Origin of the sequence: Streptomyces sp. NPDC013187 (assembly GCF_042899705.1) — a bacterium.
Classification (GTDB): domain Bacteria; phylum Actinomycetota; class Actinomycetes; order Streptomycetales; family Streptomycetaceae; genus Streptomyces; species Streptomyces hawaiiensis_A.
Genome location: NZ_JBIBAF010000028.1, coordinates 1 through 24,730, shown reverse-complemented (window position 1 = coordinate 24,730; position 24,730 = coordinate 1). Strand labels below are relative to the sequence as shown.

Below are 24,730 nucleotides of genomic sequence, written 5' to 3'. Positions count from 1 at the left end.
TTTCTGTGCGCTTCGGGTGGCTTACGGGCGGACTCTGATGACCTCCCAGTAGTCTCCAACCTTACGCCAGCCCCAGCCCTTGTCCTTCAGGTACTTCAATTCTCGCTGATATACGTTTCCTCGGCGGTACAGGGGCTTGGTCGGGTCGGTCACCAAGCGGATTGGTGTTCCACTGGCCAAGGCCTCGTCTATGAAGCGCTTGTTGCGGGTCCAGTTCCACCCTCCGACGCCTTTCTTACCGTTGGCCATGGTGCCGCGGATGTTGAGGAAGTCGGCGGTGAAGTCACCAGGCTGGTGAGTTATGTAGTTTCTGATGTCGTTGAAGGTCCCCAACACACAAGTAGCGTTGTGGACGAGGACCGCTGTACTGGCAGCGAGGACATGGTAGGTGTGTAGATCGTCGACGGTGAGGTTGTAGACCGCGGCTTGTTCGGCGTGGTGTCGGATGGCGGTGATCTGGACCCAGGTGCCGCTGCTCGTCTGGAGCCATTGCCCTGCTTTGAGGTCGCCAGCGTCAACCCATTGAGACAGTCGGGGGGCCCAGAACGGGTGGCCGTCGGTGGCGGTGATCGTGCCGGTCTTTGTGCCAGTGGGTCCGTCTGTATCCAGAGTGATGTCGACTAGCTGCTTGTCTCCCGTTCCGTTGATCAGAGCGGTGACCTTGCGTGGCCCTGTCTCGCCTGTTTCAGGGTCGGTGGCGAGGACGGTGTCGCCGACGTTCACGTCCTTGATGGATTTGCGGGTGCCGTCGGCCATGAGGACGGGGGTGTCGCCGGTGAAGCTGTTGGGGGCGGCGCAGCTGGCTCTGCTGGCGGCCTTGGCGCCGATGCCGGCGCCGAGCATGCCGCCGAGACAGCCGAGGGCGGCGGATTGGCCGACTTGGCCCCAGTTGACTTTGCGGCCGGACAGGCGCTGGGTGAGCCAGTCGAGTCCGCCGTCGACGACGCCGCCGATGATGCAGCCGGCGATGAGGGGATTGTTGCCGGAGGGGTCGGTGTAGGTGGTGGGGGAGGACAGGGCGTATTGGTAGAGGTTGGTGCCGCCGGCGTGGCCGATGGGGTCTTGGGAGATGAAGCGGCCGGTCTGGGGGTCGTAGTAGCGGTTGCGGTAGTAGAGCAGGCCGGTGCCGTCGTCTTCGCGGCCGGTGAAGGTGTAGGGGTTGGAGGTGCTGGTCCCAGTGGCGGTGGGGGTGCCGTTCGGGTCGTAGGCGTAGGTGGTGGCGATGGTGCCGTCGGTGTTGGCCAGGCCCACGACGGTGCCGAGCGCGTCGGTGAGGTAGACCTGCGTCTTGCCGCCTTCGGTGCGGGTGAGGAATTCATCCAGGCCCGAGGTGGCCACGCTGGCTGTCGTGGTCCCGGAGGCGTTCTGTTCGACCAGGGGGTTGGTGCCGTCGGTCAGGTACCGGCTGGTGGCGTTGCCGATGGTTTTGGAGATGCGGCCGCCGAGCGGGTCGTAGTTGAACGATGAGGTGGTGCCCGCCTTGGCCAGGCCGGTGAGTTCCCCGCGGGCGTTCCAGGTGTAGGTGCGCAGGCCGTCGTTCTTGAGCTGCCCGTCGGTGTCGTAGGTGAAGGTGCGGCCGCCATAGGTGGTGATGCGGTTGTCCTTGCCGAACTGCGTGCCGCTCTCTGCGGCGGGCAGAGCCACCTTGGTCAGGGAGCCGGTCAGTCCGGTCTGCAGGCCGCGGACGTCCCTGGTGTACGTCAGGTCGCCGACGGTCTTGGTGCCTTGGGCGTAGGCGATGGACTTGATGACGCCGGTGGTGTCGTAGCCGGTGGTGCGGGTGATGCCGCCGGGCAGGGAGGCGGTCTTCTCCCGGCCCACGGCGTCCAGGCCGAAGGTGACGTCCTGGGTGCCGGTCTTGACCGATTTGAGGATGCTGGACTTGTCGTAGCCGTAGGTGGTGCTGGTTCCGGCTGCGGTCATCAGTTTGCGGCGGTCGGCGTTGTCGTAGTCGTAGGTGACCTTGCCGGTGGGGCCGGTGGTGGTGGCCAGGCGGTCGTGGACGTCGTAGGTGAAGGCCTGGTTGCCGGCTTTGCTGTCGGTGATCTGCTTGAGTAGGTCCCGGGTGTCGTAGTCGTAGGTGACTGTGGATTCGGCCTGGCCTGCGGCGTCGACGCCGTACTTGGTGCTCTTGGGCCTGCCGAGCAGGTCGTACTCGGCGACGGCGGCGTTGCCGGATCTGCTGGTGGCCTTCTTGAGGAACCCGGCCGGGTCGTATTCGAACAGTGCCTGTGCGCCCAGGGGGTCGGTGGCCGTCTTGGGGCGGTCGGCCTGGTCGTAGTCCCACTTGGTGGTGTTCAGGCGGGCGTCGGTCAGGGTGGTGAGGTTGCCGTTCTCGTCGTATCCGAGCGCGGTGGTGTGCCCCAGCGGGTCGGTGATCTCCCTCGGCTGGTTGAGCGCGTCGAACAGGACCGTGGTCTGCGAGCCCGCCTCGTCGGTGAGGGCGCTGATGCGGCCGGCCGCGTCGGTGAACTGCCGGGTGATGCGCCCCTCGGCGTCCTTCACCTGGGCCAGGTCGCCGTGCTGGTAGGTGTACTCACTGGTCGCGTTCGCGTTGTCGGTGACCGTCTTGACCTGACCGCTTGCGTTGAACGTGAAGCCTGTCTTGCGGCCTTCGGGGTCGGTGACCGTTTCAAGATCACCGGTGGTGTTGTAGCCGAAGACTGTGGCGTTCGTCAGCGGGTCGGCCGCCTGGGTCGGCTGGTCGTAGGGGCCGTCGAAGACAGTCTTGCCCGTGGAACGGGCATTGGCGGTGCCAGCCAGCTCGAGCGCCGAAGTGACGTGCCCGTTGGCGTCGTAGGAGAGTTCGGTGCGTCGGCTGAAGGGATCCACGACGGCCGCGATGCGGTGCTTGGTGCCGCGCTCGTAGAGCGTCTTCCGGGCCAGGGTCGTGCCGTACGCCTCGGTGTCGTTGACGGCGAAGCCGCTGTTGTCGAACTCCACTCTGCGTACCGAGCCGCCCGGCTGGGTGACCTCGGTGGCCGTGATCTGGCCGGCCGGGGTCTTCGTGTAGGCGAAGGAGTATTCCTGTCCTTCGGTCAGGGTCTGCTTCTTGACCCGGCCGTCGGCGTAGTAGGTGTTGGTCATGTAGACGATGCCGCGGGCGTCCTTGGCGGTCGCGATCCGGTTGGTCGCGCCGTCGTAGGTGAAGGAACTGGTCTTGTCTGCGGGGTCGGTGACCGTCTTGAGCCGGCCGGCATCGTCGTAGGTGTAGGAGGTGCTGCGGCCGGTGTTGTCTTGGGCCTTGGTGATCCGCTGGGCGTTGTCGTAGCTGAAGGAGATCCAGCGTCCCCCGGGGGCGGTGACGGACGTGATGTCGCCCTTGGAGCCGTTGGAGCGGGTGATGCGCAGCGCGTTGCCGTGGCGGTCGCGTACTTCCCGCAAGGGCCCGTACCAGGGGAAGACGTAGTCGGTGCCGTCCCTCAGGCGCAGGTGCCAGCTGCTGGACTCTTGGGTGATCTTGGCGCCGTTCAGGGCGGTGGGGGTGCCTTCGGGTTCGAAGACCGCGTCGGCGTAGCCGCTGCCCGGTGAGGTCCGTACGAAGTGGACCTTCTTGCCGCCGGGCAGATACAAGTCCACTTCTGTGTAGAGGCGTTTGGAGTGCAGGTACATGTTGTAGGACAGGTCGCGGCCGATGCCGAAGGCGCGGGGGCGGGTGTCGCCCTGCCAGTAGGTGCGGGTGACCTCGGCCGAGCCCAGCGGTCCCGACACGCCCAGATCGGTGCGGGAGTCGGTCAGCAGGCCGGTCTGCAAGTCGACGGGGTCGCCGGAAAGCCAGTCGACGATGTCCGAGATTGCGGAGAGGTCGAAGGGGATGACGTCGGAGATGCTGAGCATGGCGCCGTGGAAGGCCCACACGCGCGTCTTGTCGTCAGGGACGACCTGTTTGCCGTCGCGGGTGACCGTGCCGTGCCCGTAGGTGTGCCAGCCCTTGCGCTCAGGATCGTAGGCGAGGAAGTCGATCCGCGTACCGGGAGCTTCGTGCGTGTAGTTCGGGTAGACGATCTGCGCGCCCTTGGGAAACAGATACGTGCCGCCCGGCTGGACGGTGAAGTACACCGGCACGGCACTGTTCTCGGGCAGCGGGAAGGGGGGCCGGTCGACAGGGATCGCGGTGATGCCCAGCTCGGTGACCGGCTTGCCGTGCTCGTCGCGCACCACTGAGCCCTTGGGGATGCGCACCTCAAGGCCAGGGATCTGCGGGGTGGTCAGGGTGACGTCCGACTTGGTCGGGGTGTCGAAGGTGACGGTGTGCTTGGTGTCCAGCGGCGTCATCCAGACGGGGAAGCCCAGATCGGTGCTGCGGCCCGCGACCGGCCGGATCCGGATGTCGTAGCGCCCGTAGCTGCGCTTGTCGGTCTTCGCACTCGCTCCGTCGACGACCAGGGTGGTGGCCTCGGCATTGATACCGGACAGCAGGAAGCGTCCCCGGCTGTCGGTCTTCGTGGTCTTCGTCCCCACCCGGACGCTCACCTTGGGCAATGGCTTGCCGTCCAGCTTCAGCACGTGCCCGGTCACCGCAGTGCTGCCGGGCGGTGCGCGCAGCGCGGCCGGGGCCTTCGGCCCGGCACCCCGCCCGGTGAGCCAGTCCCGGCCCTGGAGGTTGTGCGTGGCCGGCCGCCAGGCGTCGCGCCCCTTCGGCACGATGCCGGCTGCCTTCTTCGCCTTCTCCGCCTTGGCCTTCGCCTGCTGCTCAAGCCGGTCACACTTATCCGCGCGCACCTTCAGCCAGTCCGGCAGCGACAGTGAGAACGTGCGGGCCAGTCGCTCAGCGCGGCACGCACTCTTCACCGACATCCGCGGCACGTTGCTGGTGAACGCATCCGTCTTCGCCGCTGCGGCCGCCGCTTTCAGGCTCAGGTTGAGTGAGCCGGTGGCCGCGTTGGTGGGGTTGAGCCGCACCTTGTAGGTGCCGGCTTCGGCGAGGTCGGTCAAGGCGATCGAGCCGGAAGCGCCGGCCGAGATGAGACGGGAGCTGACCACCGCGGTCCCTGAGGGGGCCAGTACCTCCGCCCAGAGGCTGCTGGTGAAGGTGTTCCCCGCCACCTCCAGCGACAGGTCATCACCCGCCTTGGCGGTGAACGAAGCATGGACGTTCTGCCCGGCCCGGGCCGCCGTTGCCTTCACCGCCGCACCGCCACGCGCGAGCACGCCCACGTCGGCCGGCTTGGCCAGGGTTAATGTCACCTTGCCGACGTCCACCCTGCGGTCCGCCACCCGCACCGTGTAGGTGCCGGCCGCCAGCGCCCCACTGTCCCAGGCGTCGTTACGGTTGGGCGCTGCCGTGATGCTGGAGATGCGCTTACCGTCCGGCCCGGTGATCGTGACGGTTGCGTACGACGGCATCGTCGCCCCCGTCGCGGCGAGGCTGACGAAGTCCCCGGCCTGAGCGGTGAAGGTGGCGATGCCGTCCTGGCCGGGACGGGTGATATTCAGGGTGGGCGACGCACCGGTCGTGCTGAGCGTCCCGCCTTGGACGTAGTGGGAGATGGCGACCTTGACCGTTCCGGTGCCGCCGCCGTCGGGGTCGCAGCGCAGCGTGTACTGGCCGCTCTGCGGCAGCGAGTCGATGTCCAGGGAGTTGCTGTCCCCGTTAGGAACGGGCAGATACTCATCTTGGACGCCGTCCGGCCGGTAGACGTAGCAGCGCAGATAGCCGCCCATCGCGGTGGCATCCACGCCGATGCTCAGCGATTCGCCCTTGGCTGCGGTGAAGGTCCAGTTGCCGTCCTGCCCGATCCGAGGCAGAGCCGTGGACACCGTCGGCCCGTCGAAAGACACGGCCGCGTTGACCGGCTTGGACAGCATCACCGCAACGGAGCCGGTGTCGGTGGAGCGGGGGTCAATGATGAACTGGTAGGTCCCCGAGTCGGGTAGGCCGGTGACCTCCCAGTCGGCCGCCGTGCCACCGAAGCTGTTGGAGGCGACTGTCTCGCCCTGCGGCGAGAGGAGACTGATCGAGGTCTGGGAGGTGAACGAGCCTCCCTGCAGGCCGAACCCGACCGTGTCGCCCCGTTCGGCGTCGAACAGGATCCGCGCCTTGTGCTCGGCCGTCACCACCGCCACCTGCGAGGGGTCCGCATCGGTGAACGAGGCCCTCATCGTTGTGTCGTACAGGGCCCCCTCACCATCGGCGGTGACCGTGAAGTCGCCCGGCGCCTCAATCGAACCAGCCGGGGTATCGACCTCCACCCGCCCGGTACGGGCATGCGGCGGCACCTCGACGGTCAACGAGGAAGCGGAAGCCTTCTTCACCTCGGCGACCAAGCCGTTGAACCGCACCACGTTGTCGGTCACCGCGGAAGCGAACCCGGCACCGGACAGGGTGACTTCACTGCCCGGTGCGCCGGAGGCCGGCTCGACCTTCGTCACGCTCGGCCCGGCCGACGCCACGATGAACGCCTCGACCGCGTCGGCGGACGCACCGCCCACGCTCACGGTGACCTTCCCGTTGACCGCCCCGGAGGGCACGGTGACCACGAGACGGGTGGCGGAAGCGGAGGTGACGGCCGAGGTCTTGCCGCCGATCGTCACGGTGTTCCCGGCGGCGGTGGGGGAGAAGCCGGTACCCGACAGCGTGATCTTCGCTCCAGGGGCTGCCCGGACAGGAACCACCGACAGCACAGACAGCGTGCTGGAGGCATAGCGGTCGATGCCCAGCCGGTTGCCGGCCTCGTCGTAGCGGTAACGCGCCGTCTGACCGCCGGGATCGGTGACGCCGGCTAATCGGCCTGCCGCGTCGTATGCGTAGACGGCGTTGTTCGTCGTGGGCTCGGCGGCTGCCGCCCCCTTCGGCTTCGCTGCTGCGGGCCCGGCCAGAGACCGGTCCCGGTCCTGGCCCGGGGAAGACGTCCTGCCCGGCGCCGGCATGGTCTTGGCTGGCGGAGGCTCCGGCGGCAAAGCCTCGGCCGACACCGTCCCCGCGGCCAGGGCCAAGACCAGCACACCGACTGTCGCCAGCCGATGCCGACCACGTCTGATCAGACCTAAGTGCCCAACCCGCGACTGCATGCGCCCTCCCCAAGGCACTGCACAGGGCGCCCAGGCCCCGTGAACCCCACCCTCATCGCACGAGCCGTCACACCATAACCACGTTGCGTCATGTACGTGACAGGAGAGGCTGTATGTGGCCGAGATTGGGCAGTAACACGTGTCGCACGTCCCGCGCGTTAGGTCGTAAGCAGCCCGATCCCGGTCTCGCTGCGAGTCAGGCCCATGCGATCTCGAGTATGAGGCGGCTGCCCCGGGGCGGGTGCAATAGCCTTTTGGGCCTCGGCGCGGCAGGCGCGACCGTGTGGCGGCGGCGTGTTGACGCAGGCGGGCTGCCGATCAGTGGTCGACGCGCATGGGCCGAGGGGGCCTTGTGAGGGGCTCCTGGTCACGAGACGCCCCTTGGCTCGCCGCCTCTGCCATGGGGTAGGAGCTGCGGCGGCAGCACCCGTCCGCGTAACAGCAGGGAATAGCACGCTACGAAACTGCGATGCATTTGCAGCTGCACGGCCCTCCCCGAAGTGCGCCGGAGTGAAAGAAGGGCGCAGGAGTGTACCTCATGAAAAGTGCGGATCGACGCGCGTTGCCTGATGGGTAGATCCGGCCCGACAACGCATGTGATTACGCCTCTGTGTCTTGAACTCGCCGACAGCGTGTGGCAACAGTCTCATGATCGGCGATTGTTCGACGCATCTTGATCGGATGTGACCGTTTGGATGCCGGTGATGGGGTCACTGCAATTGCATTCGATTAGCGTGCGCCGCCGCCTACTTCGTATTCGCCTTCCCAGGCGCCGAAGCTTTGCTTAATGAACTCAACCGGATGGCGGAAGAGCGTGATGAGGCGCTAGCGTCACTTGACACGAGAAGACCCCGGGCGGCCTACCAACCAACTCCGGGGCCCCTCATATGTGTTGACCGATCCACGAGAAAACGAAAGGTTCTTCGTGAAGGATCCACTTGCCGCCTCCAGCTGGCTTAAGCAGCTGGGAACGGGTTACGACGCTAACATTCCGCCCAGTCCGCGCGGCCAAACCCGCATCGTCAGTGCCTGGGCTGGCACGCTGCAGCTCAGCGCATTCATCGCACTGGTCGTCCTGCCCATCATCCTTGTGACCGACGCCTGGCAGGCCCCGGCCGGCGCCGCGGCGACGGCCCTGGCGTGCGCCACGGCCCGCCGCTCCTTCCTCCGCTACCTGCGTATCCGCGTCAGCTGAGAGGAACGTTCCCGCCGGCGGCAGCATACGGGCCGCCGGCGGGAACGACGTGACGCACTGAACGCCGTACTACGGACGCCTCTGTTCCTCTTCCAGGGGTGTTGAAGTTCTGCGGTGCATCGGAGAGAAACGCCCGTGTGCGTTCTGGGAGGAACCATGCCGAGCAGCGGCCCCCAGTACGGCAAGTGCCGTCACTGCAGGCAGCGCTTTGAACGGACCGGCAAGCCGGGACGAAAGCAGGAGTACTGCACCGCTTCGTGCCGCAGGCGAGCCCAGCGCGAGCGCAGTCGCACCACGGTGAGCAGTGCGCAGACCACCACCGACCCTCCGCTGCCGCTGGCCCGGAATATCGCCGAGTCAGTGCAGGCCCTCGCGGAGGGGCTGCTGGCCGCCGAGTACGACGAGCAGGACCTGGCGGTGTTACTGGGCCGCGCAGCCGAGCTCACCCGGGAGGTGGAGTACTACGTCTGCGCGGCAGTGCACGACGCTCGCCTCCAGGGAGCCAGCTGGGACACCGTTGCCGAGGCCGCCGCCGTCAGCCCCGCCACGGCACGCTCCCGATGGGCGGAGAAGACCGTGCGACGCCGGCTGAAGCGCCGGGCTTCGGAACGTTCCACGGCACGCCAGCGTGATCCCGCAGGCCACGCGGCTCAGCCACGCCCGGACAGTCAAGAACCCGGACAGCCCGGTGACCGCCCCTCAGGCAAACTGGCAGCAGCGTTGTCCCACCTGCACCGCGCAAGCGAACTGACCATCCGGCAGGTGGCCGACAGGACCGAGCTGTCCGCCTCCTACGTCTCACGCATCCTCTCCGGGGAGCGGGTGCCGGCCTGGCCCGTGGTGGAGACGCTCGCCACCCTCTTCAGCGGGGACGCGGACGACCTCGCCGTGCTGTGGGAGAACGCCCAGGGGCTCACCCCGCCACCGCGTCAGGCCCTGCCCGACGCGGTGGCCCGCTTGAACGCCGCTCTGCGGGGCCTGTACCTGGCGGCAGCTTCCCCCTCTGCCGCGCGCGTCCACCAGGCCAGCGGCGGCGTGCTCACCGAGTCCACGGTCAAAGAGATGCTCGCAGGGCGACTCGTCCCTGACTGGAGGACTACGGTCGCCTTCGTACGCGCCGTCGGCGGCACTCCTGCAGAACTCCGCCCGCTGTGGGAGGCCGTCCACTATGCCTTCCTCGTCTTCCTCGACCCGGTCGAGGAAGACGCCTCCACGCCCCTGCCCCCGGCGTCGGATCAAAACGCCGCCCAAGCCAGCGAGACTCACCCGGACCAGGACAGATGACACCCATGAACCGGTCCCGCTCAGCGATCAGGAGCACTGCGATGGCCGAACTGCCAGGCCCGCAACGCAAGTCCACCGCATCCCGCGGCAGGCTCAACCAGTGCGCAGTGAAGCCACCCGGCCGGACCTCGGGCCTGACCGTCAGCCTGCCCATGGACTACATCGGCTTTTGCCTGCTGTACGAGGACCGCTACCTGCGCTACACCCGCGCCCGTATCACCGATCCCGATCTGAGCAGGGAACTGGTCGAAACGACGCTCGGCAGCGTGGCCATCAACTGGGCCAGCGTGCTGGCCAGCCGCCGCCCCGCGGCAGAGGCGTGGGACATTCTGGGCTCCCTCATCGCCCAGGCCTTACGCGGTCCCGCAGCGGCGACCCTGTGCAACACGGTCTACCGTGTACTGCCGCCCCTGCAGGCGGACGTCGTCATTCTGCGCCACCGTCTCTACCTCAGCAACAAGCAAGCGGCCGACCTGATAGGTGTCGAGGAGTCCGTCGTGGCCAGCCAACTGCGCACGGCCCACCGCAGTATGGCCAAGCGGACAGAGCCTTCACAGCCGACTGCTCTGCGCCCACACGCCTGATCCGCCCAGCACCGCAAACCGCAGGGCGACCTACCACTGTACTGCGATGGTCGGCACCGTCACCGGATTCTGGCCCAGTTCGCTGACCTTTCCCTACGATGGCTTCTGCACTTGTCCGCGAGCCGCCTTGACGCGGCAGTGAGGGGCCGGATGAATCGTCACACGCCGCTCTCTCACATCATCGACGTCACTCGCCCCAGCGTGGCCCGTATGCACAACTACTACCTGGGCGGGAAAGACAACTACCCCGCGGACAGGCAAGCGTGCGAACGGCTGCTCGAGCATGCTCCCAGCGCCCAGATCCTGGCCGTCAACAACCGCCGCTTTCTCCAGCGCGTCATCCGTTTTCTTTCGCTAGAACAGGGCGTGCGGCAATTTCTCGATATCGGTGCAGGCCTGCCCACCCGGGACAACGTCCACGATATGGCCCAGCGCTATAACGAGAAGGCTCGCGTGATCTATGTGGACAACGACCCCATGGTTCTGGCCTACGGCCGGGCGCTGCTAGAAGAGAATGCCAACACAGCCGTCATTCAGGCAGACCTGCGCCACCCCGACGCCATCCTGGAACATCCCCGTCTCGCTGAGCTGTTCGACCTGAACGAACCGGTGGCGGCCATGTGCATTTCCGTCCTGCACTGCATCCCCGACGACGACGCTCCTGCTGAACTGCTTCGCCAGATCTCATCCCGCCTGTGTTCCGGCAGCTACCTGGCCATCAGCCAACTCGTCAGCGAGGACGCCACGGTCCGCCGCGTCATCACCGGACTCATGCGCGACAGCACCGCCGGCAAGTGGGGAGCGGTCCGCCGGCCCAAGGACGTCGACGCGTTCTTCGCCGGCCTGGACCTGCTCGAGCCCGGCTTGGTGGACGTCTCCTCCTGGCGGGCTGATCCGCGCTTCGGCCCCCGGCCGCGGACGCAGGAATGGATCGAGTACGGGGGAGTCGGCTGTGTTCGATGAGCCGCCGTCCTCGCCCTCAGCCGTAGCGGCGCGCAGCCTCCTGCATCCGCTCCAGCGAGGCCTGTGGGCACTCCGCCGCGTTCAGAAGACCGTCGAGGATCGACCGGTACTGCTCCGTCTCCTCCGCCTTGTCGAGGTAGACCGCATCGCGCACATGCTCCAGATACACAATCTCTGGAAGTTCGGGAGGGTCGAACCGCAGGTGCGTAATGGGAAAGCCCGACGTGACACACTGCGGCGCCGTGAACGGAATGATCTGCACGCGTATGTTGGGCCGCTGCGCGGCCTCGACCAAGTGGTGCAACTGAGCGCACATCACCTCACGAGCGGCCACCTGACGGCGCAGCACCGCCTCCTCCAGCACCACCCACAACTTCGGGGCATCGGGGTAGTCCAGCAGCTCCTGCCGTGCCATGCGCAGCCTAGCCCTGCGCTCGGCAACTTGCGGGTCCTCAGCCGGCTGACGGTCCGCAGCCGCCACGGCCCGTGCGTACTCCGGAGTCTGCAGCAGCCCCGGCACCAGCAGCACCTCATAGGTGCGGATGACAGATGCCGCCTCCTGCAGCCCGATGAACTTGTCGAACCACTTGGGAAGCACATCAGTGAACTGGTGCCACCACCCAGACTCCTTGGAGCGGCGCACCAGCGCGAGGAACTCCGCGGCATCCTCCCCTCCCACGCCGTACAGCCGCAAGAGATCGACGACGTCGCGCTCCTTGAGCTGCACCTCACCCCGTTCCAGACGGCTGATCTTCGAATCGGAGCACCGCAGCGCATCACTCGCCTCTATCGGGCTCAGCCCCGCCGCCAGACGCAACCGACGCAGCTGGGCCGCGAGTATCAAGTGCAGCGCCGTGGGGTTGTGCCGGGGGGCGGAGAGGTAACGCTCCAGCTTGGGCAACCGATTCGGCTCGGCAGCGGACATGCGGGCTCCTGCAGAGGACCATGAAATGAAGGCCAGTTTCCCACCATGGAGCCCGCAGTGCGCGCCAAGAGCGTTATGTCCCATTGGGGCACTATTCGACCAGTGCGTCAAAATCGCCGTCCCGTGCTCCGGCGAGGAAGGCGACGATTTCGGCGCGGGTGTAGATCAGAGCGGGTCCCTCGGGGTCGCGCGAGTTGCGCACGGCTACCGCCCCGTCAGGCAGGGTTGCCATCTCCACACAGTTGCCCTCCATCGCGCTGCGTCGACTTTTGACCCAGGTGGCGTCCTGGAGCGTGCCTGCCGGGACCCCGTTGTAGATCTGATGCATTACCGCCTTCTTTCGCTAACGCGTCCGAATATCCGGCTTGCTGACGGCGTGAGGGATGGTCACCGTGGGTACATGCGTTCCTCTCGGAGATGGAGATGCAATTTCAGAAGCAATTGCATCAGTGGGTGGTCGGCGAGGATACTGGCCTGGGCCAGGCATTCTTAGAGCTGCCGACCGTGGCAGCGTTCGGGGAGATGAGCAGTGCCGACACATGCCATGACTACAGCGTGTCACGCCAAGAATGTTGACGATGCATCTGAACCGGTCGAACCTCCGGCATTCGCCAGAGGGCTGCCTGCCCAATCCGAGGAAGGAGACTGGGGGCTCCTCATGGGCATCAGCGCAGCTGAATTTGCCGCACGAAAATTCAGTGCAGACTCAGCCGGCCTGCAATGCGCCCGCCGCTTCGCCCGAAACGTCATGGACGAATGGGGACTTACTGCCTGCGTCGAGGACGCCGTCATCGTTATCGGCGAGCTGGTCGCCAACGCCGCCCAGCACGCACTGGAATCAGACAGCCGCGACGAGACGCGCGCGACGGCCTGGCTGGGACTGGTACGCAGGCAGCAAGCCGTCATATGCGCGGTGGCGGATCCGAGCCCTTGCGCTCCCACGCTTCAACACCCAGGGGACCTCAGCGAATCGGGACGAGGTATGCAGATCATCGAAGCGCTCAGTGCGTCCTGGGGCTACTCACAGCCTCAGCCGGCAGGAAAAATGGTGTGGGCCCGAGTCCCCACATCGCCGCAGCGACCGTAGAGCCTGTTTCTGAACCGGAGTCGGCCGCAAACTGATCATGAGGAGTTGGGGTCACCAACAGATCGACTGGTGGGATTGGTGGCGGCGCCAGTCTGACCAGCCGAGCCGGTGGGCGGCGTCAAGGGCAGGGTGGACGACGAGGGTGATGAACAGGCGCTGGATTTCGTTGCAGGTGAGCGGTATGAGGCCGTCCGGTGTGGGCCTGCGGGCGTGTTCGTCTGCTCGGACGACGGCGAGGAAGGCGTGGGCGAGCATGGCCAGGGTGACCCAGCGGGACCAGGACAGGTAGCCGCGGACCTGGTGCTCGTCCAGGCCAGCCAGGCCCTTCCCGGACTGGAAGAACTCCTCCACCCGCCGCCTTGATCCAGCAACGCGTACCAGCTCGGCCAGCGGCACCGGGCAGGGCGAGTAGCAGTAGTAGTAGGCGAGTTCGCCGGTGTTGCGGTTTCGGCGGATCAGCAACTGGCGGCTTCCGGGGGCGCAGTCAGCGAGGTCGATGACGGCCCAGTCGTAGAAGCGGTGGCCCTTCGCCCCGGTCCCTGAGGAGAGCTTCTGCCAGGCCCGCTTGGGTACCTTCGTGGCCAGAGCGTCGGCGCGGTACTGCCCTGCGCCGGTAGTGACTTCGTGCGCGCAGGCCACCGCGAGGACGTAGCCGGTGCCGTGTTCCTCCAGCACGGCTCTCAACGTGGGGTTGGCGCCGTAGACCTCGTCGCCCGTGACCCAGGCGGCCTGGTGGCCGGAGTCCAAGAACCGGGCGACCATGCGGGCGGCCAGCTCCGGCTTGGTGGCGAATGACGTCTCCTTGCCGAGTCCGGCAGCAAGACAGCGGTCGGGATCGGAGGTCCAGGAACGCGGAACGTACAGTTCCCGGTCCACTGCCGTGTGGCCCGCTTTCCCGCATAGACCAGGTAGACGGCGACCTGCGCGTTTTCGATCTTTCCGGCGGTGCCGGTGTACTGGCGCTGGACGCCGACCGCGCAGATGCCCTTCTTCACGTCCCCGGTCTCGTCGACGACCAGCACCGCCTGGTCGTCGTGCAAGTGGTCCACCACGTAACCGCGCACGTCGTCACGTACCTGGTCAGCGGCCCATTTGGCCCGCCCCAGCGGGTGCTGCATGCCGTCCGGAGTCGCCTCCCCGGCCCACTCGGCGATGCTCCAGCAGTTCTTGCGCGGCAGGTCCGACAGAAGCCCGAGCACCAATTTCCCTACCCGCCGCCGGGGTTCGACCCGCGCGATCCGGCCCGCGATCCGGCCCATCAGGCCGTCGAACGCCTCCTGCCAGCGGGCAGGATCTACGCTGTGGCCTGCGGCCACCACATGACCTTCTGTCTTCACACACCGATGATCAACGGTGGCCGCACCCATGTCGCCCCAGACACCACCGGCCCCTCGAGCAAGGAGACCACCTGTGCCGGCCGCCGCATACGAAGCACTGCTCATCGGGGGCCGCGCCGGGGTCGGCAAGACCACGGTCGGCTGGGAGATCTCCGCGCAACTGCAAGCCCTGCGCATCGCCCACTGCCTGATCGAGGGCGACAACCTGGACCAGGCATTCCCCGTCCCGGCCGACGACCCCGCGCGCACGAAGATGACCGAGGCGAACCTCGCCGCGCTCTGGCGCAACTACGCCGCTCTGGGATACCGCAGGCTGATCTACACCAACACCGTCTCCGTTCTGGAGCCCGACCTGATCGCCCGTGCCATGGGCGGCACACCCCGCATCACTGCGGTACTCCTGACCGCCGACGACGCAACCGCCCGGCAACGCCTCGGCACCCGGGAGATCGGCAGCCAACTCGACGCCCACGTCACCCGAAGCACTGCCATGGCCCAACACCTGGAAGCCACCGCGCCCCCATGGGTCACACGGATATCCACCGACGGCCGCTCCGTCACCGACACCGCACGCGATGCCATCGCGGCAACCAACTGGCCAACCCAGTCGGCACAGACCGCGGATCACGATCTACGGCTGGAGTACTAGGTTGTGTCCGCAAAGTCCCGTCGTCCGCCAGGAGGGCGGGCCGCGCGGCGTCTGGCGCTTGCTCTCGGCGTGACGGGCGGAGACTCTCGTATGGACGCGCTCGGGGCTTCGCCCGGTGCGGCGCCTGCCGTGCCTGGCGTCGCATCGGGCGGGACTGTGCGGACACGATGGAAGCGTTCCGCGGCCCAGCGAAGCGTCCAGTTGTCGTCGCCGGTGCAACGTTGGCCAGGCGCGGCCTGCAGGTCGCGGTCAGTGGAATATCACGGTGAAACAACGAGGGCCTCCTGGGCATCGGTGCAGACTCCGTAATCCACACTGAACCCCAGAGGCCCTCGCCTCGTTCAAGGTCTGCTTAAGGCGTGTCGCCTGTCACCAACGTCCCGGGGCAACACACCTAGCCGGTTTTCAGTTCGACTTCGCAGTCGAGGGTTTGCGTATAGGTCTGATCGCCCTGTCGGTAATCGAACCGGCATTGCCGGGTGGTTCCTTGAGGCGGAGAGGTGATCTTCAGTTTGGCGAGGTAGAAGATGTCGCTCTCCGCCCCTGGGGCGACCCTCACCGGCTTGTCAATGTGGTTGGTCAGCCGGGAGAAGTCGGGGGCGTCACCGCCTTCGCGTACCAGAAGGGGGATGCCCTCGGTGTCCACCTTGCTGTAAGCGCCGTACTTCAGCACCTTGATTCCGTGTGGAACGTCGAGCACTGCCACGTCCGTGATCTCGATCGGCCGCGAAGTGGTGTTGGCCGGTACGGGCAGTGCAAACCACCACGTTTCACCGACCTTTGCGTGCTCGGTTCCCACGACGCCGCTGGACTGGGCGCCCTCGTTGGCCAGTGCCCGGCCGGACCTGACCGAGTCGGTTTGGGACGAGCAGGCACTGAGTGCAACGACAGCAAGTATGGCCAGCAGGCTAGAAGGAGAAGAAAATGCCCGGCTTACCGGAGACCCTGTCATTCTTCCCCCAGATGTCGTGCCGTCCCGACTTCGTCCCCGCGGTGATGCGCTGCTTGTGTTCCCTGTCGAACTGGGTGGAGCCGCCCAGGGTGACACCGAAGGCGCTGACCGCCCCGGACCACTTGATGCTTCGGTTCTTGGAAAGCTGGAAGTACGCTCCGCGTTCCACGTAGGCGCGATGGGACTTCGGGGAGTTGTAATAGGCGGTCATGCCGTCCTTATTGCGCACGTCCTTGCCGTACTTACCGGTGGCGCCGCCAGCGGGGACATGATACTTCCCGGCCCGAATCTTGTACTGCGTGAAGGTGTTGCCACCACCACACTTCCAGATCATCTTGATCTTCTTGTACTGGATGGGCACCTTCCACTGCTTGGCGAAGTGCGGCCCTCGGTTGGTGTATCCGGTAGTGACGGACATCGAAGAACCGAGCGTCGCCGAGCCCTGGATCGACCAGTTCGATCCAGTCTTCACCGCGACCTCCACGTTGGAAGCAAGCTTCTGGTCGTAGTCCACGCTGGCTTTGGCGTCCCAGTGAGCATGGCCTTCGGCGACGGTCGTGTAGTAGGTCTTTTTATCGATGACCTTTTCGCTAGTCTTGTCGCATCCGCCGTCATACGGCTCTATGGACAACCGCTTCGTGTCCACCCCACCAACGACATAGGGGTCAGCAGTGGGGAGATCGCCGGAGTCGCTCTGCCACATGGGCAGGGGGCCGTCGCCGAGAGTGTCCTGCCCCATGGCCTCCTGATGCGCGCTCCAGCTTTGGGCATACGATTGTTCGGTCGGCTCCGGTGCGGTGTCCTCTACGAGGGGGAGAACCGGCGCCGGCTTCGCGGAGTCCTCCGCCGCAGTTGCCACCAGCGCTTGAGTGGTGGTGGCCGCGGTTGCTGGCGCTGCGGTCACGTGGTCCACACCACGCATCGGCACGCCGGTGGACGTTCTTCCCATAACGCTGGCCATGGCGTTGACGGCTCCGCCGTTCTCAGCGGCCGCGGTGCTGACGGAGGCGGGAAGCGTGGTCGGGAGAGTGAGCTTCCACGTGCCGTCTGCCGCCGTGGTTGCGGTACCCAGGGTGGTCAGCTGGGTTTCCGTATCGCTTTCGTCTGTGACGTTGTTGGCCTCCACTCGAACGGTCATGCCGGCGGCCGGCCGACCGTCGCCCAGGACGAACTTGCCGGAGAATTGTCCCGGGCTTACGGGAGCAGGATCTGGGGTGTCGTCTGTGGCGGCTGCTGGAGGAGCCTCGGTTTCCGTCGGCATGCTGCCGAGAACGGGCTTGGTGTCCGGCGCATCAATCAGGCATGAGGCGGTATCGGCGAACACGTCACCGTACAGGCCGGTCATGACATCGTCGTTGGCCAGGGCCAGCGCTGCGGTTCCGGTGTAGCTTCTGACGATGCCGGAGTAGTCCTTCGCGCTGGTTGCCGTGTAGACGGAGCCCGGCCCCGGACTCCATCCGTTGACCGCGTCGGTCAGGCCCGAGGCGAGGAGAATGCCGCTGTCGGGGAGGACTGGTGCGGTTCCCTCCTCGCGGTAATCCCAGGCGCGGATCTCTCCGTCCTTCAGTGTGAAGATCCGATTTCCGGCCGACCAGACATCGTCGGCGTTCTGGAATGCGAGGGTGGCTGGTTTGCCGAACGGCAGTGTACCGAGCAGGTCCACTGATCCCGCTCCGGTGGCCGGATCGCTCTGCTTGAACACCTCGAGCTTACCGCCCTCATGGACGGAGAAGATGCGGCTGCCGTTGGACCACACCCGCTTGCGAGTGGTCCAATTCACGTCATACGTGCGCACAGGCGTCAGCAAGCTTCCACCGGTGTCGGTTTTGTCCTTGTAGGACTTCAGGACGCCGTCACTGGTGATCTCGTAAATTGAGCCCTGACCACCAGTGAACACGCGGCTGCCGTACGGGAGTTGCGCTGTTTTGCCGGTGTCGAGCATCGTCCCGTTGGCGTCGCCGTTCTTAGGGTCCCAGTCCACGTACTTTCGCAGAAGACGCGGCTTGGCTACGTTGGCCCACCCGGTGCCGGGGGTCACCTCCATCACGTAGGTGGCAACCTGGCTCCGGCACGACTCGGCGGCCTGAGCGACGGGGGTGAAGAGTGGGCTCGGGATCGTGATCCCGCCCGCGAGGAGGGCCGTCAAAGTGGCAGCGTGCACTGCCAGCCGACTGCGGCGGGCAGGAGGCGCCCCCTGTGGGTGTTGATGAGTCACTATGTCCTTCCAATGCATCGACCGGGCCCACTCTCTTGACGCACACCGCTGGCCTAAAGCCCCACGTGTAACGGGTGTTGACCCGATTCCTCGAACCTGTGCCCGAGTGGATGCGAACAGTAACGCGTGGGTGATCAACGCAGACAGGTGCGCACTGGAGCTGGCTGGAAGCCGCCGTTCCCGGCATGTGTCGAATTCAGGGGGGCGAATCTGACAAATGGCATGACCGAGGTCGTGGATAACCCGTGCGGGAGGTGTGAAGAGCGAATGACGTTGACTGGTTTCCAATGCCTAGAAGCTCAAGGGAGTCTCAACAACTTCCCAGGTCAGTCGCCTAATGATGCGGATCGGCCAGCGATACCTCACCCCTATCGACCATCGGTCGCCAGCCAGCAGTAGGTGTGCGCGGCACCAGCGGCCCGTTGCCCTTTGTTCCAACCAGTGTTCGAAGCTGCGCGGCCACCACCGTCAAGCCCTGCGCGGGCTTTCGCTTGCGCAGTGCTCAGGCAGCCGGATGTGGGGTGAGGTGGGTGTGGATCCATGACAGGCCGCCGAGGTCGAGGTGGTGGCGGCCGCGGGTGACGGCGACGTAGGCGAGGCGTGCGTCGGTGTCGCTGACCGGTTCTGGGATCGGGCGGCCGTGCGCGTCATTTCGATCGGTGTCTTTGGGCGGGGGGAAGTCGTGGGCGATTCTGACGGTGGGCCATTCGCGGCCCTTCGCCGTATGGGCGGTGGAGACGGTGACGTCGGCGCTCTTCTCGTCAGTGAGCTGGTTGATCGCGGTGAGGATGGCGTCGGGTCCGTGGGTGTCGACGAGGTCCACGAAGGGCTGCAGGTCACCGCCAGCGGGGTCGTGTTCGGCGTACTCCTGCAGCTCGCCCCAGGAGCCGAAGAGGACGAGCTCGGGGTGGGGGGTGCGGCGGCCGTCCTTGAGGTCGCGGGCTGCGAGTGCGAGTGCTGCCAGGGTGTTCCCGCCGCGGGTCAGCGCGACGCGGTGTCCGTCGCCGAGCAGGCGCATGACTTCGGTCATGGCGCCGATGTTGGTGCGGCACAGTACGGCGTCGGGGCATTCGAGGTCGCCGACTTGCGCGGGGATGGTCTCGGTGCCGGTGAGCCGGATGGGGGCGTCGGCGAGCGCCAGCCATCGGTTGGCTTCTTGAGCGATCAGCGGGCCGAAACGGAAGGAGCGGGTCAGGGTCAGGGGCATGGCGTCGAAACCGGTCATCACGTCTCTTGCACCGCGCCAGCCGTAGATGGCCTGGGCGGAGTCACCGACCATGACGAGCTGGGCATGGGCGCGCTGGGCGGCGAAGACCTTCTCCAGAACAGGGTTGGTGTCCTGGGCCTCGTCGAGGAAAAGGAAGTCCGCCTCGAGTCTCGGCTCGGTCAGAGCCCACATCTTCAGGTAGTGGTCGTGCTCGAAGCGGACCACACCCTGCTCGGGGTTGTGCAGGTCGGCCCAGGCCTTGCGGGCGAACGGCAGTGCGTATTTAGCGAGTTGGGTGTGCTCGTCGGCGGTGTCCAGGCCACGCAGATTCGGTACGTGGTGGCGGGCCAGGGTGCGGTCGGCGGAGTGGCAGTAGCGGGTCACGGTCCGCAGCACGGTGTGGGACAGTGCTCTTGGGCTGATCTCGTGGGAGCCGATGCGGACCGGGCGTGTGATGCCGAGTGCCTGGCCCGTCTTCCACGCGGGCTGGCGGGGGCTGTTGAGCCGGCTCGTGTAGCGGTGGCCGACGGCGGCGTAGGCCGTTGCGTGGGCGGTCTTGCACACCACGGTGCGAGGAAACCGGGTTGCGGCGTCCCGTGCGATGTCCTTGTTGAAGGCGAGGTAGCGGCCGCGGCGGCGGGTGCTGGTGGCGAGCAGGCCGAGCGTGTGGGTCTTCCCCGTCCCTGCGCCGGCCTGCAGGACGAGGTGGTGGCCTGCCTGGAAGGCCTCGACAGCGTGGGCTTGTTCATCGGTTGGCGTGGGCAACGAGGGCTCCGTGAAAGAGAGATGGGCGAGCGGAGGAAAGGGATCGCCGCCGGCCGAGGTATGAGAGGGGAAGGGAGAGAGGAGGACCGTTACGGCGCTGTCGGTACGCGGCGGTGCTGACGGCCGTGCAGGAGGCCGGCCGCGCAGGCCAGTACCTCTTCAGGGGTATGGCGGGCGAGCAGGCTCTCGAGCCGTTCCTCCAGGCGGCGGGCGCGTTCTTGTTGGTCCCGGGCAACACCTTCGCTCACCCGCTGGCGGAGTACCTCCTGGGGGCGTTGTCCCACGGCGGCGGCGTCCTGGCGCAGGGCTTGGTCGGCGGCGTGGTTGAGTGCGATGTTGAGCACGACCTGGCCGTGCCGGTCGGGATAGTGCGTGCTCAGCACGTCGATCGGCAAGCGTGTACCCAGCCGACGCCGCAGCGCATGCAGGGCGCCGCCCGGATGGCGTGCACTGTGGAGCGCCATCAGCCTGGTGCGGTCCGCGTTCGCGGCCAGAAGCATGCCACCGGACGCCTCTCGAAGTTCGCCGGCGGTAACGGGCCGGATCAGGGTGATCTCGATGGCGTGGTGCGGCGTCATGACCGGGCTGTCTGTCGTGCACGGCCCGCAAAGCCAGGGCGTCGGGCGGGTGCGGGCAGGCGGGCGTGGATGTGCGCGTGGTGGCGGATCGGGTCGAAGAGCTCGAAGTCGGCCACCGCCAGGTCGGCGGCCGTCGGGGTGGTGGCATGCTGCGGGCAGCGCTGGGCGCGCCAGCGCAGCTGCTCGGCGTAGGGGAGGCGGCTGAGGTCGTAGACCGCCACGACATCGGCGGGCAGGGCCAGTTGGCCGTCCGCCGCGGTGGAGGGCATCAGCCTCCAGGTGCCGGCTGGGGCGTCGGAGGTGAGCAGCGGGCTGGTGCAGCGGTGGCGGCGCCGGGTCTGGGCGACGCACTGGATCTCGTCCACCGGCCGGGCGGCGAGGTAGCGGACATACAACAGCTGCACGATGGGCCTGGCCGGCCTGCAGAGGGCCGGCCGTGACGGCGGACTGTCCGGCCAGACCGGGGGAGGGGTGAAGGTGCCGGTGTCGATCAGGCGGCGCGAGCGAACGGCCAGCGACCGGCGCAGGCCGGCCAGCTCGGAGTGAAGCGGGAGTGTGTCCCGGGCGGGGCAGACAGCGGCGTGCGGCAGACGGCACCAGTTGCTGCCATCCCCGGCCGGGTGAGCGACGCCGGAGCTGACGTGCCAGCGACACACGGCTGGCACCCGGGCGGCAGGCAGTCCCTGGGGATGCAAACGCACGTGCCGGCGGTCGCTGCGGTGGTACCACTCGATCTGGTTGCCGCACTCGCGGCACCGGTCGCTTTGGCCGCAGCGCAGCAGCCGGCTCGCGCCGTCGGGGGTGACCTGCAAGGAACGGCGCACGCGATGGGTGAATGGGCTGCCGTCCCAATGCTGTGATGGGGGAGGTGTGGAGCGCATGCGCGCAACCTGCCAGCCAACACGCCGACCCTGTGGCAGCGCTGCCGCGGTTTCACCTGTCCGGCCGCACACGATGCGACTGGCATGCGAAGAGCCGTGCGCACGTTCGAGACAGTCTCGCCGATTCGGGTGATCCGCGAGGACCGCTCGGACGGGGACTCAGTCCCCGCCCGATTCCGGCAGATCGTGCCCGCGGCACAGCGTGCCGAAGAGTTCGTCGAACGGAGTGCCCAGCGCGTGGGCAAGCGCGTGCCAGGTCTTCAGCGTGCCGATGGTGCGGCCCTGCTCGATCTCGATGACCGTGCGCCTGGCCAGGCCGCTGCGGGCGGCGAGCTCGTCATAGGTCCACCCGCGCGCGGCCCGCAGACGCGCGAGCTCCAACCGCAGCGCATCGAGGTCCGGATCGGGCGGCAAGATCGTCACCCGTCCATCCGACGGTGCAGACCCCTGCCCTGTCAGTGCAGACCTCTGCCCTATTTCTGCAGGTGGTGACAGCGGCGACAGGGCAGAGGTCTGCACTATGGTGGGTCGCCGCCCAACAGCCCCCGACGAAACCGGCGCGCACGCAGCAGGAGGAACACGGGCCTATGAGGCTGCGCACAGCATGCCCGGCGACACCACGCACCTGGACCGTGGAACTGCGCCCGCACCCCAGCGGACTCGTCCTCGTATGCCGCCACTGCCCAAACGGCAGCGGACAGGTCACCGCAGACTCCGCCCGTTCGGCAGCCCTCGCCCACCTCGCACGACATGCACGCGGTGACCTGCTCCCACCCCACCTGCGCACCTGCCAATGCCACGAACGAGGCTGTTGCTGGCATCCCCGCCACCGCGGCTGCGCCGGCCCCATCCACCTCCTCCTCGCACGCGAACGCGGTGGACGACTCTGGCGACTCGCCGACGCCTGCAGCGCCTGCGCCGCAGCAACAGCACACGCCGCCGTTGTCCCCGACACAGCCCCCGCCCGCGCCCCGCGGCCAACAGTCCCGCGGCGCAGACGGAGCCCCAGAGGCCCGGGCGAGCGGATCCGAGTCCGTGAAATGCTCAGCTACCTGGCCGCCAGCCTCCCCGAAAACACCCCGGCCGCAGCACGCCTGCTCGCATTGCAGTGCGCGTTCCGCGTTGACGCCGCCATGCAGGTTCGACTGCCCAAAGGCATGCTCCGCAGCCTCCGCCTCGACACCCCTGACCTGTGGCGCGAGCTGGAACACGCACGATGGCTACGCATCAGCCCGGCAAGAGCCGCCAACGAAGTTGGGGCTGAACTACTCGATCCCGTACTGCTCAGTCAGGCCCCCGCACGCCCCGACCGCACGCAGGCAGCAGACTGGGCACTTCGTGTCGCCAGCCCTTCGACGGTCGGGGCGATGGCGGGCCCGCTGCTGCAGCTGGCAAGCCTCTACCTCACTGCGCACGCCGACCCGGACACCGATGCCGGTCTGACAGGGCTCGACCAGATGGCCCGCGCCTGTGGGATACAACCCGCTGACTTGCCCAACACGCTTGATCAGCTGGCCGTGACCGGATTGCTCAATTCCTGGCAGACCTCTCGGGACTGGGGGGACCTGTACTGGACTCTGACGGGCTGCCTTCAGGGGAGCGCGCAGTATTGAAACTGCGGCCCGCCATGCCCAACATTCACGGTGAATGCTCAAGTGGTGGGTCACTCAGGTGGGGCGGAGCGAGCTCGGCCGGGCTTTTGCAGAGTGCGCCTGCATGTAGTGGAGTTGGGGCGCTCCGCCTGTTCGTACGTGCCGTCAGCGAGCAGGCACGTTGGACCCCACGGTCATCGTCAGGGTCTGGTCCGCGTCAACAGCGCCGGCGTCGGGCGCCTGGCGTAGGTCCAGGAAGCAACGCAGCCGAACACCGGGCTCGCCGGGCTCCCGGATCGTACGCTCGTCCGGGGCGATCGCGCACAGCGTGGCGAGTAGTTCCTGTACGGCGAGAGCGGTCCGGTCGTCGTGTGCTGCGACCTCCACGACGGCCAGCCCGGGCTCGGCAACATGCGCTTCGTTGATCGGCCTCATACACGGCACTACGCGCCAGCGTCCGAGAAGGTTCTGCCCACGCGGTGTCTTCACCCGACCGAGTGCCACCGGCCCCGAATCATGCTGGGCACCGCAGGGGGAAGACGGTGCCGTCCCCGGCCCCTCACCTGGGTCACATCGTGCAGCTCCGCAGCCCGGACCGGGCCAACAGAGCCTGTTGACTGGCCGGGACCGGAGCTTGGGCCGGTGCTGCCCTTGCCCAGTGCGAGATCCGTACCTGACACCCGCACAACAGGCTAGGGCAGCGTTTCCCTTCGCACCGTCAGTGATCAGCGTCTTCAGGCTGAGCCTCGGTCTCAGGCGCAGTGGTGGGCTTCGATGCTGGGGCGGCGTAGAAGACGGACCTGCCCTGCTTGGTGCGCTCGGCCTGGCTCTTGGCCACGAGTCCCTCGAGCGTGACGCGCACGACCTTGGCCGCGATGTCGCGGTCAGGATGTGCCTGGCCGAGCGCTGTGGAGATCTCCGCGGCGGAGCGTGGTTCCTTCTGCTCGGCGAGGTGGCGGCGGATGAGCTCGACCAGGGTGTGCTGGGCCGACTTCGCGGCGTCCGCCGTCTTGGCCGCAGGCTTCCCGGCTGCTCGCTTCCGTGGCGCGACAGCGGACTTGCGTGCCTGCTGCTTACCGCCGGGCGCGGCACCGGCCTTCTTCCGCCGTGGAGAGGGCACCGCGGCACTCTCGGGCTCGGCTGCAGGCGCAGTCGGCGCCGCTGAAATACCGAGTGCCTGCTGCACGTTCACCAGCACGCTGTGGTCGTGCTGCAGTGCGGCGAGCTGCTCCTGGAGGGAGGCGATTTCCGCGTTGATGCGTTCCTGCTCTTTGACGTTTGCTTCAAGGTCGCCGGTCACCTGGGCGAGGTACTGCGAGGCCAGTTCGGTGGCGGGCGTTGTTGTCTTGGGCATGGCGTTTGACCCTTCCTCGGAGCTGTGAGGCGCGCTGCGGGTGATGCGTGCCCTGGGCTAGAGCGTGTCTCTTTGATGGATTGGTCAGTTGATCGGATATGTCCGTCCGATTAGTGATCACCGATGCGATGTGGGACCGGATCGAGCCGCT

18 protein-coding genes and 2 pseudogenes are annotated in these 24,730 nt (G+C 67.0%); 7 read left to right on the top strand and 13 right to left on the bottom strand.

Annotated features, from left to right (window positions below):
• Positions 1–21: 21 nt before the first annotated feature.
• The gene (locus tag ACFY5B_RS37895; protein ID WP_389979270.1) at positions 22–6,945 is read right to left on the bottom strand and encodes a polymorphic toxin-type HINT domain-containing protein; all 6,924 of its coding nucleotides are present in this window, start codon (positions 6,943–6,945) and stop codon (positions 22–24) included.
• 991 nt (positions 6,946–7,936) lie between these two features.
• Here ACFY5B_RS37895 and ACFY5B_RS37890 point away from each other — a divergent pair.
• The 4 genes from ACFY5B_RS37890 to ACFY5B_RS37875 all read left to right on the top strand — a co-directional run bounded on the left by ACFY5B_RS37890 (position 7,937) and on the right by ACFY5B_RS37875 (position 11,037).
• Positions 7,937–8,206 carry a hypothetical protein gene (locus ACFY5B_RS37890; RefSeq protein WP_389979267.1) on the top strand — a complete coding sequence of 90 codons (270 nt, stop codon included), beginning with the start codon at positions 7,937–7,939 and terminating at the stop codon, positions 8,204–8,206.
• A gap of 297 nt (positions 8,207–8,503) precedes the next feature.
• The gene (locus ACFY5B_RS37885) at positions 8,504–9,490 is read left to right on the top strand and encodes a helix-turn-helix domain-containing protein (protein WP_389979264.1); all 987 of its coding nucleotides are present in this window, start codon (positions 8,504–8,506) and stop codon (positions 9,488–9,490) included.
• Between the two features lie 41 nt (positions 9,491–9,531).
• Positions 9,532–10,074 (top strand): hypothetical protein, encoded by a 543-nt coding sequence (locus ACFY5B_RS37880; protein ID WP_389979261.1) that lies wholly within the window; start codon positions 9,532–9,534, stop codon positions 10,072–10,074.
• Between the two features lie 150 nt (positions 10,075–10,224).
• Positions 10,225–11,037: an SAM-dependent methyltransferase gene (locus tag ACFY5B_RS37875; protein WP_389979258.1), complete on the top strand. Its 813-nt coding sequence runs from the start codon at positions 10,225–10,227 to the stop codon at positions 11,035–11,037.
• A gap of 16 nt (positions 11,038–11,053) precedes the next feature.
• Here the strand turns inward: ACFY5B_RS37875 and ACFY5B_RS37870 are convergent, their stop codons facing one another.
• Positions 11,054–11,962, bottom strand: coding sequence for a helix-turn-helix domain-containing protein (locus ACFY5B_RS37870; RefSeq protein ID WP_389979255.1), 909 nt, complete (start codon positions 11,960–11,962; stop codon positions 11,054–11,056).
• Between the two features lie 91 nt (positions 11,963–12,053).
• A complete protein-coding gene (locus tag ACFY5B_RS37865) occupies positions 12,054–12,290 on the bottom strand; it encodes a DUF397 domain-containing protein (RefSeq protein ID WP_389979252.1) in 237 nt (78 codons plus the stop codon).
• Between the two features lie 330 nt (positions 12,291–12,620).
• On the opposite strand from ACFY5B_RS37865, the gene ACFY5B_RS37860 reads away from it, so the two are divergent.
• Positions 12,621–13,049 (top strand): ATP-binding protein, encoded by a 429-nt coding sequence (locus ACFY5B_RS37860; RefSeq protein ID WP_389979249.1) that lies wholly within the window; start codon positions 12,621–12,623, stop codon positions 13,047–13,049.
• Positions 13,050–13,100: 51 nt separating this feature from the next.
• Here the strand turns inward: ACFY5B_RS37860 and ACFY5B_RS37855 are convergent.
• A pseudogene (locus ACFY5B_RS37855) lies at positions 13,101–14,308 on the bottom strand (IS701 family transposase).
• A gap of 151 nt (positions 14,309–14,459) precedes the next feature.
• Here ACFY5B_RS37855 and ACFY5B_RS37850 point away from each other — a divergent pair.
• Positions 14,460–15,035 (top strand): AAA family ATPase, encoded by a 576-nt coding sequence (locus ACFY5B_RS37850; RefSeq protein WP_389979246.1) that lies wholly within the window; start codon positions 14,460–14,462, stop codon positions 15,033–15,035.
• Positions 15,036–15,429: 394 nt separating this feature from the next.
• On the opposite strand, the gene ACFY5B_RS37845 is transcribed toward ACFY5B_RS37850, so the two are convergent.
• The 7 genes and pseudogenes from ACFY5B_RS37845 to ACFY5B_RS37815 all read right to left on the bottom strand — a co-directional run bounded on the left by ACFY5B_RS37845 (position 15,430) and on the right by ACFY5B_RS37815 (position 22,056).
• Positions 15,430–15,834, bottom strand: coding sequence for a hypothetical protein (locus ACFY5B_RS37845; protein WP_389979243.1), 405 nt, complete (start codon positions 15,832–15,834; stop codon positions 15,430–15,432).
• A gap of 109 nt (positions 15,835–15,943) precedes the next feature.
• Positions 15,944–18,133 (bottom strand): hypothetical protein, encoded by a 2,190-nt coding sequence (locus tag ACFY5B_RS37840; protein ID WP_389979240.1) that lies wholly within the window; start codon positions 18,131–18,133, stop codon positions 15,944–15,946.
• 571 nt (positions 18,134–18,704) lie between these two features.
• On the bottom strand, positions 18,705–20,174 hold the full coding sequence (locus ACFY5B_RS37835) for a UvrD-helicase domain-containing protein (protein WP_389979237.1): 1,470 nt from the start codon (positions 20,172–20,174) through the stop codon (positions 18,705–18,707).
• 89 nt (positions 20,175–20,263) lie between these two features.
• A complete protein-coding gene (locus ACFY5B_RS37830; RefSeq protein WP_389979234.1) occupies positions 20,264–20,752 on the bottom strand; it encodes a hypothetical protein in 489 nt (162 codons plus the stop codon).
• Positions 20,749–21,156, bottom strand: a complete 408-nt coding sequence (locus ACFY5B_RS37825; protein ID WP_389979380.1) for a hypothetical protein — start codon at positions 21,154–21,156, stop codon at positions 20,749–20,751. The genes ACFY5B_RS37830 and ACFY5B_RS37825 overlap by 4 nt, the downstream gene beginning before the upstream one ends.
• A gap of 93 nt (positions 21,157–21,249) precedes the next feature.
• Positions 21,250–21,633 (bottom strand): annotated as a pseudogene (locus ACFY5B_RS37820) (DUF6083 domain-containing protein); the annotation flags it as partial.
• 159 nt (positions 21,634–21,792) lie between these two features.
• The gene (locus tag ACFY5B_RS37815; RefSeq protein ID WP_389979231.1) at positions 21,793–22,056 is read right to left on the bottom strand and encodes a helix-turn-helix transcriptional regulator; all 264 of its coding nucleotides are present in this window, start codon (positions 22,054–22,056) and stop codon (positions 21,793–21,795) included.
• A gap of 617 nt (positions 22,057–22,673) precedes the next feature.
• On the opposite strand from ACFY5B_RS37815, the gene ACFY5B_RS37810 reads away from it, so the two are divergent.
• The gene (locus ACFY5B_RS37810) at positions 22,674–23,246 is read left to right on the top strand and encodes a hypothetical protein (protein WP_389979228.1); all 573 of its coding nucleotides are present in this window, start codon (positions 22,674–22,676) and stop codon (positions 23,244–23,246) included.
• A gap of 144 nt (positions 23,247–23,390) precedes the next feature.
• Here the strand turns inward: ACFY5B_RS37810 and ACFY5B_RS37805 are convergent, their stop codons facing one another.
• Both ACFY5B_RS37805 and ACFY5B_RS37800 read right to left on the bottom strand, forming a co-directional pair.
• On the bottom strand, positions 23,391–23,660 hold the full coding sequence (locus tag ACFY5B_RS37805) for a DUF6207 family protein (RefSeq protein WP_389979225.1): 270 nt from the start codon (positions 23,658–23,660) through the stop codon (positions 23,391–23,393).
• Positions 23,661–23,943: 283 nt separating this feature from the next.
• Positions 23,944–24,579, bottom strand: a complete 636-nt coding sequence (locus ACFY5B_RS37800) for a hypothetical protein (RefSeq protein ID WP_389979222.1) — start codon at positions 24,577–24,579, stop codon at positions 23,944–23,946.
• Between the last annotated feature and the right edge of the window lie 151 nt (positions 24,580–24,730).